Raw genomic sequence first — 3,044 nt, forward strand, 5'->3', positions numbered from 1 at the left:
TGTGGCTGATGGCGCTCTCCGGCGTGCTGCCGGCCACCGCCGGGCTCGACGTGCTGGCCCGCCGCGCACCGCGGATCGACGGGGAGGCCCCGACCGGCGAGGACGGCCCCGGTGGCGACACCGGCAGCGACACGACACCCGGGCCCGATGCCCGGCGCACCCTGCTGCCGCAGGTGGGCGACCCCGGCATCGAGACGCCCGTCGACGCCGTGACCGCCGCGGTGCAGATGCTGCAGAACAGCTACCTGGCCGTGCAGGGCCCGCCCGGCACCGGCAAGACCTACCTGGGCTCCCGCGTGGTGGCCGCCCTGGTGGCCCGCGGGTGGCGCGTGGGCGTGGTGGCGCAGTCGCACGCCGCGGTGGAGAACTTCCTGGCCGCCTGCGTGCGCGCCGGGGTGCCCGACGTGCGCGTGGGCAAGCAGGCCCGGCCGGAGAACGCGCAGGCCGCGTTCACCCGTATCAAGGGCTCCGGGCAGCCCGCGGCGTGGGTGGAGGAGCAGACCGCCGCCGGCCACGGGTTCGTGGTGGGCGGCACGGCGTGGACCTTCGCCAACCCCGCCCTGGATGCCGAGGGACTGGACCTGCTGGTGGTGGACGAGGCCGGCCAGTTCTCCCTGGCGCCGCTGCTGGCCGCCAGCCGGGCCGCCCGCAACCTCCTGCTGCTCGGCGACCCGCAGCAGCTGCCGCAGGTCTCCCAGGGCATCCACCCCGAGCCGCTCGACGACTCCGCGCTCGGCTGGCTCATCGGCTCCGAGCACGTGCTGCCCGAGCGGTTCGGCTACTTCCTGGACACCACCTGGCGCATGCACCCCGAGCTCACCCGCCGCGTCTCCGCCCTGGCCTACGACGGCCGGCTGCGCTCCCACGAGCAGGTGACCGCCGGCCGCCGCATCGAGGGGGTGACCCCCGGCCTGCACGTGCGCGTGGTGGACCACCAGGACAACGCCGTGGCCAGCCCCGAGGAGGCCGACGAGGTGCTGCGGGTCGTGCAGGACCTGCTGGGCCGCACGCTCACCGACGAGAACCTGCCGGCCGGCGAGCAGCAGCGCCCCCTCACCGAGGCCGACGTGCTGGTGGTGGCGCCGTACAACGCGCAGGTCGCCCTGCTGCGCACCACCCTGGAGCGGGCCGGTCTGGGCGAGGTGGCCGTGGGCACCGTGGACGCCTTCCAGGGCCAGGAGGCCCCGGTGGTGGTGCTCTCCATGACCGCATCGGCCCGCGACCGGGTCTCGCGCGGCATGGCCTTCCTGTTCGACGTGCACCGCCTCAACGTGGCCGTCTCCCGCGGACAGGTGGCCGCGTACGTGGTGCGCTCGGCGGCGCTCACCGACATCGCGCCGGCCTCGCCGCACGACCTGCTCACCCTGGGCGCCTTCCTGGAGCTCACCGCCGAATCCACCGGCTGAGGGAGGCCGTTGAGCCCCCGCGCGGTCGAGCGGGATTGGCGCGCAGACCCCCGGGGGCCGCACACTTCTCCGATGCCCACTGAACCGCTCCACCCCTCCACCTCCGGCGCCTCGCCGGCCAGCCGCCTGCCCGGCACCGCCGCCGAGTCCGGCTCGCAGGTGGTCATGCTCGCCCTCGTCGCCGCGCTCGGCGGCTTCCTGTTCGGCTTCGACTCCGCCGTCATCAACGGTGGCGTCAACGCCATCCAGCACCGCTTCGGCCTGTCGTCCTCCCTCATCGGCTTCACCGTGGCCATCGCCCTCCTCGGCGCGATGGTGGGTGCCTGGTTCGCCGGCACCGTCTCCGACCGCATCGGCCGCACCCGCGCCATGGTCGTGGCCGCCGTGCTGTTCACCGCCTCCTCGCTGGGCTGCTTCCTCACCGTCTCGGAGTGGGACCTCATGGCCTGGCGCTTCGTCGGCGGTGCCGGCATCGGCATGGCCTCCGTGCTGGCCCCGGCGTACATCGCCGAGATCTCCCCGGCCCGCATCCGCGGCAAGCTCGGCTCGCTGCAGCAGCTGGCCATCGTCATCGGCCTGTTCGCCGCCCTGCTGGTGGACGCCTGGCTGGCCGAGCTGGCCGGCGGCGCCGCGCAGGACCTGTGGTTCGGCCTCGAGGCCTGGCGCTGGATGTTCCTCTCCGGCGTGGTGCCGGCCGTGGTCTACGGCGTGCTCGCCCTGAGCATCCCCGAGTCCCCCCGCTACATGGTGGGCAAGGGCCAGGTGGAGAAGGCCCGCCGCCTGCTCATCGACGTCATCGGCACCCCCGAGGCCGAGGTGGAGGAGAAGGTGGCCGACATCCAGCGCACCCTCAACCTCGAGGAGCGCCAGTCGCTGTCCGACCTCAAGGGCGCCGCGGCCGGCCTCAAGCCCATCGTCTGGGTGGGCATCCTGCTGAGCGTCTTCCAGCAGTTCGTCGGCATCAACGTCATCTTCTACTTCGGTTCCACCCTGTGGCAGGCCGTCGGCTTCGAGGAGTCGCAGGCCCTGCTCATCAACGTGGGCACCTCGGTCACCAACATCGCGGTGACCATCGTGGCCATCCTGCTGGTGGACCGCGTGGGCCGCCGCCCGATGCTGCTGGCCGGTTCGGCGGGCATGTTCCTCTCCCTGGCCACGATGGCGGTGGCGTTCTCCCAAGCCGTGGTGAGCGGCTCGGGTGAGACGCACACCGTCTCCCTGCCCGAGCCGTGGGGCGTCATCGCCCTGGTGGCGGCCAACCTGTTCATCGTGGCCTTCGGCATCACCTGGGGCCCGGTGGTGTGGGTGCTGCTGGGCGAGATGTTCCCCAACAAGATCCGCTCCCTGGCCCTCGGGGTGGCCGCCGCCGCGCAGTGGCTGGCCAACTTCGCCATCACCATGAGCTTCCCGCGCCTGGCCGAGGTGTCGCTCACCCTGGCCTACGGCCTGTACGCCGCGTTCGCCCTGCTCTCGCTGCTGTTCGTGTGGCGCTACGTGCAGGAGACCAACGGCAAGGAGCTGGAGGACATGGGCGAGGAGGCCATCGACGCCGTGCCCGCCCGCGCCTGACGCGCACGCCCCGTGGCCAGGTCACGGATTGGCAACGATGGGGCCCCACCGCGACGTCGCGGTGGGGCC

At 73.1% G+C, this 3,044-nt stretch carries 2 protein-coding genes; both read left to right on the plus strand.

Translation table 11 applies throughout. The features are described from left to right. The coding region (locus HMPREF3099_RS05215; RefSeq protein WP_168168445.1) for a DEAD/DEAH box helicase at positions 1-1,406 on the plus strand (1,406 nt) is incomplete at its 5' end. Between the two features lie 72 nt (positions 1,407-1,478). Then, positions 1,479-2,975 carry a sugar porter family MFS transporter gene (locus tag HMPREF3099_RS05220; protein ID WP_083323515.1) on the plus strand — a complete coding sequence of 499 codons (1,497 nt, stop codon included), beginning with the start codon at positions 1,479-1,481 and terminating at the stop codon, positions 2,973-2,975. Positions 2,976-3,044 lie beyond the last annotated feature (69 nt).

This window comes from Kytococcus sp. HMSC28H12 (assembly GCF_001816045.1).
GTDB classification, from domain to species: domain Bacteria; phylum Actinomycetota; class Actinomycetes; order Actinomycetales; family Dermatophilaceae; genus Kytococcus; species Kytococcus schroeteri.